A 7015-nucleotide genomic window follows, 5' to 3' on the forward strand; every position below is an offset into this window, starting at 1 on the left:
ATAGGTGTATTGGGCATTATTTCCCAATACTCCGGTGACATTTGTCATGCGTCCTAAATCATCATATCCGAACGACGTGGTTTTTCCCGCAGGATCGGTGACATGCGTCAAATTGCCACTTGTATCATATTGCATACCCACTGATTGACCCAAGGCATTGGTTACGGCAAGGGGATAATTGCCTGAGGGATCATATTGAATCTCTGTGCTGTTTTTTCCTTCCTGTAAACGGAGGCTGTCAAACCAGACATAACCGTTCTGGTTATCATATTTGCATTTGATGGTTATCCCTGAGGCTGCTTTGGTCAGGTGGATATTTCCTACTATTTGTTCCCAGGCATGAACCCCTTTATTAGAGCCAAAATCAAATGTTTCAGTGGTGCTGTCGGCATATTCTACTATGGCCCTAAGTCCGTAAAAACCGCCATTGGGCTCCGCTAAAAATGCCTGGGACCATCCTGATAAGGTGAGATCGCTATTTGCCGGCAGGGAAAGGTTAACGTGCTGGGATAGGTAAACATCCGAAAATGTTCCGTCATTTATTACTCGAACACTGGAATTCCCGGAAAAACCAGTCTGACTTAGTTCATGAGGGGCAAATACCGTCCAGTCATCGGGTGCTCCATCGGCGTTGGCATCTCTTTCAAAGCTGCTGTTGCTTAAATAATTATAGGCGCTTTGGTTGGCTCCCTCTTCCAGCTGAATCCCGTCGAAGCAGGCTGTACCTGATGCCGCGTCCATGGCTAGCGCTGGTTTTATTTTTGCGGTCCCCACCGGAACCTGGTCCGGTGTCAAAACAAGGTTTAGTCTCGTCCAGTCATTGGCCGTTTTAAGCTGGGAGCTTTTCACTTCGCCAAGAAAACTGTACTGAAGTACAGGGTCGTTGAGTGCTACCACTTCCAAAATAAGATGGTAGTCATTGTAACAGGCAGGACAAGCCTAAATATTCCTAATCATAATCACTGTTAGTTCCATCATATGGTTCAACAAATAGTTCTGGAACAGCTATTTTTTCAATAATATTTTTACACTCTGATGGAGAATTAATATACATATAATAATCATACCCAAATCTTACAGTTAATAACGATTCCTCATCTCTGAGTTCGCACCATAAATGTTCTCTAAGAATAAGTCTGCAAACGTCTTCAACTTGTTGAGCATTTAAAATATCAGCATCTTTAATAGAATTAAACAAATCAAGCATCCTCTTTGGATGAAAATCTCCAAAGTTTTTATGAAAACCCGAAATTTTTTCTAAAGAAAATCTTTTCTCTAATTTAAATACTTTTAGGAATTGTATATTCAATCCTTTCATAAAATCAATAACAGCATCAACATACAATTGCTCAACAGAAAGATAATCAGCTAACGTGAATTCTACACCGTTGTATTTACGTCCAATATCTGAAATAGATATCCATTCATCTTTTAAATATCTTCTGTTTTCATCACGATTAATAGGGTTATATTTTGTAATTTGCCAATAATACATGTTTTAATCTCCTATTCTATTTAAACTACCATCATAAGTTCCCATCCTTGTGTCTCTACGACCCAAATTATCTACTGAATCAGCCATTTTCCATACTCCACCATTGTGTGAACCCAATCCGTTACTGCTACCTACATCAGGTGTAATGTATTTATTTCCTTTTTTAAACACTGGCTGCCCATGAGATAAATGATTTGTTTTCTTAAACCCTAGATTTTCAGCGGCTTCAGTAGCCATTTTAGTTGTCATTCTTATAGGCTGTGCACACATATTATGAACCAAAACACTAGAGTTGGAAACAAAGTATGTATGCCAGTCCTCTACCTCAAAATTATATACCTTTATTCGTTCTTTTAGCGACTCAAGTTCTACTGCTGTAACCTCGGTTACACCAGCATATAACTGTACTTTATCTCCAACTTTTAGTTCTCCTGCGGGTGTCCAGCCTTTTCCTTCAACCCAGAATGGATGAGTAGGTGTAGCTTTTATTTCTGCACCCTTAATAGTAACGTGTATAAGCCTATCAGTTTCATTGACAAAGATGTTTCTAACTTTCTTGAGTACTTTTTCGCCTGTCTCAGCGTTTTCCGAATAGACTTTATCTCCTACTTTAATGTCCTTTATTATCTTATAACCATCTTAGGTGTGAAACTGTAGCGGGAAAAAGAATGGTAGCAATATGATTTCCCATTGCTACCATTCTTTGGACATCTTATTTACTCACTGGTGACTTCGATGGTAATATCCTTACAAACTACCTTAACTTCACCTCCATCACTAATTTTAATATTAACCTGTATCCAAGTATCATAAATGTGTTTTTCGCAAAATGGAATTTCTGTATCTAAATAGTTCTTTTTTACTTCACTAAGAGCCTTTTCGATTAATTCTCCTTGTAAATCAGCTTGTATTGACTCAATGATACTCTCATCCCAATGCCCAATATATTCAAGAGCAATATACTCAATAAAAGATAATTTATAGGTTACACTTTCTTCGGCAATAATTCTCATTTGGACATTATTTGATCTAATACTAATATCACTTAAAAAACTATCTATCCAATTGAATTGGTTTATGTTACTTATACTCATTCTTTTTCACCTCGCAATTCTAATTACTCAAACATATCCCATGGCAGAGTAATTTTGTGTATCCAGTTTCCAGTAGTACCATTTACCTTTCGGTCAATATGCATATGTGGAACTGTATGCATATCGCTCATTGGTCCAGTATGATTAGGATTATTCTGATGGACTTCATTTGGCTTAATCCTAATAGGACCATTACTGTCATTCCCATAGTATTTTCCGTTTTTTTCAGTTAGTTTTGTAAGATTATCCATAATACCTTGTTTTGTAGCCGGTATTGCTTCTCCACTTGGTGCAACGAAGAAGTCTATCTTTTTGGCAGCATTATTCCCCCCCTTAGCTACCTTCATCCCCTTCTTGGACTTCATTGCCAGCTTTAGCCCTTTAGTAGCCATCCCTCCGCCAACAAAGTTGCTCCCAATACTTGCTGCAGCCAGGAATTTCATACCCTTCTGGGCATTAGGGTTAAGAAGGGTATTTATATCATCTCCTATCAGGAAATTATAGATTGTATTTAAATCATCTTGCACAGGGTCCATGGGACAATAGCAGGGGGAATGCCCGTTAGGGTCTACGTATACCACGGGGTTGTTGTAGCAGTAAGCATATAGGTTTAAGCTCTGAGGATCATCAGCAAAGCCATGGAAGGTATCCGCAGTGGTGAATCTCCCTGTTTCCGGATCATAGTAACGGGCATTGAGATAATATAGTCCTGTTGCTTCGGCATAGCGATATCCGGCATAGCGGTAGGGATTGTCCACTGTTCCCGTACTGTTGATGATGTTGCCAAAGGCATCGTATTGGTAGGTGGCTACTGTATTACCGTTGGTATCAGTAAGTGATATGACATCACCATGTCCGTTGAAGTGATAATAATAGGTGCTGCCGTTTCTGGTCATGCTGATCAGGTTGCCGTATCCGTCATAATTATAGCATGCCAGGACATTGTTGTTGGCATCAGTTTCACAGATTACTTTGTTGCCGCTGTACTGGAAGTTTACGGTGTTGCCCCCGGTTGTCATGCTGCTTCTTCGGCCCAAGGCATCATAGGTGAAGGTTGCCTGGGTTGTTCCGTCGGAATTCTTTACTTCCTGTAGTCGATTGACAGCATCATATGCATAGCTCTGTTGGTTATCAGCGATGACAATTTGGCTGGTCTCTCCTTGGGTTACTGTTTTGGCGAGACGGTTTCCGGCTGCGTCATAGCTGTATTCTATGCTGATTGAGTCCGCTAGGGTTTCTCTGGTTAAGCGGCTTAGGTCATCATATTGATAGTTTATGGTTCCTTCCGAGCTGGTGATGCTGGTGATGTTGCCTCTGCTATCATAGGTATATCTGTAACTGCTGAGAATTGTTCCGTCGGGTCGGTAATTAACCAGTTCTTTTAGCAGGCCGACATCATTATAGCTGTAAAGGCTATTACTGCCGTCTCCCAGTTTGATGGAGGCGACTTTGTTGTTTTCATCGTAGAGATATTCGGCGCTTATGCCGTTTCCTGTGACTTTCCGCACTCGTCCCAAGTCGTCATAGCTGTAATTGGCATTGTAATTGACACTGCCGATTTGTCCGCTTAGGCCGCTAAACCTGCCGCCGTTTTCATTGTCATAGGCATAATCAAGCTGCTGCCCGGGTTTGGTCACCTTTATTAGGGCATCTAGTTCATTATATTCATAGGTTGTGCTTTGATTGCTGACTTCATCGGTCATTCCGGTACAGTTGCCGTTGGGATCATATTCGTAGCTGTATCTGGGGTTCCCGTTGTATTTTATTTCTTCAAGACGGTCTGCGGTATTGTAGGCATAGTTTATGGTGTTGCCTGATGGGTAGGACATTCCTGTGAGATTTCCTGTGAGATTTCCTGTTTTATCATAGGAAAAGTTGGTTGTGTTATTTAAGGGGTCGGTTATGCTGGCCAGGGCATCGATTTCGTTATAGCCATAGGTAAAGGTCTGGTTTCCGGGATCGGTGGCGGTGGTTAAATTGCCGTTTCCGTCATAGGTATATTGGGCATTATTTCCCGAAACCCCGTTGACGTTTTTCAGGCGTCCTAAATTATCATATCCGAACGACGTGGTTTTTCCCGCTGGATCGGTGACATGCGTCAAATTGCCACTTGTATCATATTGCATACCCACTGATTGACCTAAGGCATTGGTTACGGCAAGGGGATAATTGCCTGATTGTCATAAGCATAATCGATCGGTTGGGGAAAACGGCGACTTTTTAAGCAAGCTAGGATTGACATCCGTACATACTGTTTTGGTTTGGGCAGGCCTAAGAAATCCTCAATTGCATGAACAAACGGCTAGAGCCTTACCAAACTGTTTCTGGCTGTTTTTTGTTTTCGTGAGAAAAAGAGACGGAAAACCCGTCTCACTGAAAATTTAACTTTTTCTTTATTCCCTTATTGTTGGATTTTCTAAATGCATTGTCACGTAATAGCTTATTTGCATTTACTCAATGCTTTTTGTACTTCTTTCCCAACGATTCCGTAACTACCTAATCCATAGTGGGTCCAGTATTTGGGTTCCTTTAACAGCTCATCACCGTTATAATCAACATACTTCTTTTTTAACATGTCCCAAAATCCATAATCCAGATTTTTTTCCTTTTCTAATACCTTAACATTGCCGACCGTCTCAAAATAGCCTTTTTGCCACGGTTGGTTATTTACAATAATTGGAGCTATCAGTAAATCAGCCTCTTCCAAATTTCCCGTGAAACCCTTTTGAAATGAAATCTTATTATAAATGTAGACTAACGTCATTCCACTTATAAATGAGTCTCTACTTTTTAAATTTGTTAAAATTACTTTTCCATAGTAATATCTTCCTTCTTCTGGCTGTATCACGAAAACATCTCCTTCAGAAGGATTATTTTTTGCCTTTTTCATAGCAATCAATTCACTAAATGCCATTTTGCACACTCCTTAGGGCAAATATCCATTACTATTTAGCCAATTATTTCCCCAATTAACAGCATCATTATACCAGTCTCTACTAGGACTGATACTGTTTATTTTATTGCTAAAATCAGGGTTTGCTTCCTTCATAGCCTGCTCTATTGCTCTTGCCTGCCTTCTTGTAACAGGTTCTGTTGTAATTTCTCGCAAGAAATCAAATCTGTCTCCATGTTGTGCCTGTCGTTTTGCTATATCTTTTGTTATCCCAACATAATCTGTAACACCATCTTTAATTCCTAAATAGACTCTCGTGTTCGCTGCTCCTTGCATTAGCGATGCAGGAGCACTACTCACTCCCTTTAATACCTTCATCCCCTTCTTGGACTTCATTGCAAGTTTTAGCCCTTTTGTCACAGCTCCTCCGCCAACAAAGTTGCTCCCAATACTTGCTGCAGCCAGGAATTTCATACCCATCTGCGCATTAGGGTTAAGAAGGGTATTTATATCATCTCCTATCAGGAAATTATAGACTGTACTTAAATCATCTTGTACAGGGTCCCTGGGACAATAGCAAGGGTCATGTCCGTCAGGATCTACGTATGCTAACGGGTTGTTGTAGCAGTATGCATACAGGTTTAAGCTCTGGGGATCGTCGACATAGCCATGGAAGGTATCCTCCGTGGTGAATCTCCCTGTTTCCGGGTCATAGTAACGGGCATTGAGATAATAGAGACCTGTTGCTTCGTCATAGCGGTATCCGGCATAGCGGTAGGGGTTGTCTACTGTCCCTGTACTGTTGAGGATGTTGCCAAAGGCATCGTACTGATAGGTGGCTACTGTATTGCCGTTGGTATCGGTAAGGGCTATTACATCACCATGACCGTTGTAGTGATAATAATAGGTGCTGCCGTTTCTGGTCATGCTGATCAGGTTGCCGTATCCGTCATAATTATAGCATGCCAGGACGTTGTTGTTGGCATCGGTTTCACAGATTACTTTGTTGCCACTGTAATGGAAGTTTACGGTGTTGCCCCCGGTTGTCATGCTGCTTCTTCGGCCTAAGGCATCATAGGTGAAGGTTGCCTGGGTTGTTCCGTCGGGATTTTTTACTTCCTGTAGTCGATTGAGTGTGTCATATTCATAGCTCTGTTGGTTTTGATTGATGACAATTTGGCTGGTTCCGCCTTGGGTTACTGTTTTGGTTTGGCGGTTACCGGCCGCGTCATAGCTGTATTCGATGATGGTTGAGTCCGGCAGGGTTTCCCTGGTTAGGCGGCTTAGGTCATCATACTGATAGGTTAGGGTTCCTTCCGAGCCGATGATGTCGGTGATATTGCCTCTGCTATCGTAGGTGTAAGTGTAACGGCTGAGAATGGTTCCGTTTGGTCGGTAATTGACCAATTCTTTCAGCAGGTCGGCATCATTATAGCTGTAAAGGGTATAACTGCCGTCTCCCAGTTTGATGGAGGCGACTTTGTTGTTTTCATCGTAGAGATATTCGGCGCTTATGCCGTTTCCTGTGACTTT

Annotated in this window: 7 protein-coding genes and 2 pseudogenes; all 9 read right to left on the bottom strand. The window is 41.4% G+C overall.

Annotation, left to right across the window (positions count from 1 at the left end; genetic code table 11):
- A partial coding sequence (locus JL57_RS02785) for an RHS repeat protein (protein WP_291299621.1) occupies positions 1-897 on the bottom strand: 897 nt, incomplete at its 3' end.
- A gap of 52 nt (positions 898-949) precedes the next feature.
- Positions 950-1495 (bottom strand): hypothetical protein, encoded by a 546-nt coding sequence (locus JL57_RS02790; RefSeq protein WP_034140539.1) that lies wholly within the window; start codon positions 1493-1495, stop codon positions 950-952.
- Positions 1496-1498: 3 nt separating this feature from the next.
- Entirely contained in the window at positions 1499-1732 is a 234-nt protein-coding gene (locus tag JL57_RS02795; protein ID WP_291299619.1) for a toxin C-terminal domain-containing protein, read from the bottom strand.
- A gap of 39 nt (positions 1733-1771) precedes the next feature.
- Positions 1772-2122, bottom strand: a pseudogene (locus JL57_RS33335) (polymorphic toxin-type HINT domain-containing protein); the annotation flags it as partial.
- 89 nt (positions 2123-2211) lie between these two features.
- Positions 2212-2589 (bottom strand): hypothetical protein, encoded by a 378-nt coding sequence (locus JL57_RS02800; RefSeq protein WP_034140541.1) that lies wholly within the window; start codon positions 2587-2589, stop codon positions 2212-2214.
- Between the two features lie 23 nt (positions 2590-2612).
- On the bottom strand, positions 2613-4418 hold the full coding sequence (locus JL57_RS02805; RefSeq protein WP_291299622.1) for an RHS repeat domain-containing protein: 1806 nt from the start codon (positions 4416-4418) through the stop codon (positions 2613-2615).
- Between the two features lie 24 nt (positions 4419-4442).
- Positions 4443-4742 (bottom strand): annotated as a pseudogene (locus JL57_RS33340) (hypothetical protein); the annotation flags it as partial.
- 287 nt (positions 4743-5029) lie between these two features.
- Positions 5030-5503 carry an immunity 26/phosphotriesterase HocA family protein gene (locus JL57_RS02810; RefSeq protein ID WP_034140542.1) on the bottom strand — a complete coding sequence of 158 codons (474 nt, stop codon included), beginning with the start codon at positions 5501-5503 and terminating at the stop codon, positions 5030-5032.
- A 12-nt stretch (positions 5504-5515) separates the two neighbouring features.
- Positions 5516-7015, bottom strand: a 1500-nt coding sequence (locus JL57_RS33345; protein WP_291299620.1) for an RHS repeat domain-containing protein, incomplete at its 5' end; no start/stop codon positions are given.

Source organism: Desulfosporosinus sp. BICA1-9, from assembly GCF_000802135.1.

What these genes read in the sequence shown, in the direction of transcription:
- JL57_RS02805 (WP_291299622.1), bottom strand. Translation starts at nt 4,418, where the DNA reads ATGTCCTACCCATCAGGCAACACCATAAACTATGCCTACAATACCGCA.
- JL57_RS02800 (WP_034140541.1), bottom strand. Translation starts at nt 2,589, where the DNA reads ATGAGTATAAGTAACATAAACCAATTCAATTGGATAGATAGTTTTTTA.
- JL57_RS02795 (WP_291299619.1), bottom strand. Translation starts at nt 1,732, where the DNA reads ATGGCTACTGAAGCCGCTGAAAATCTAGGGTTTAAGAAAACAAATCAT.
- JL57_RS02810 (WP_034140542.1), bottom strand. Translation starts at nt 5,503, where the DNA reads ATGGCATTTAGTGAATTGATTGCTATGAAAAAGGCAAAAAATAATCCT.
- JL57_RS02790 (WP_034140539.1), bottom strand. Translation starts at nt 1,495, where the DNA reads ATGTATTATTGGCAAATTACAAAATATAACCCTATTAATCGTGATGAA.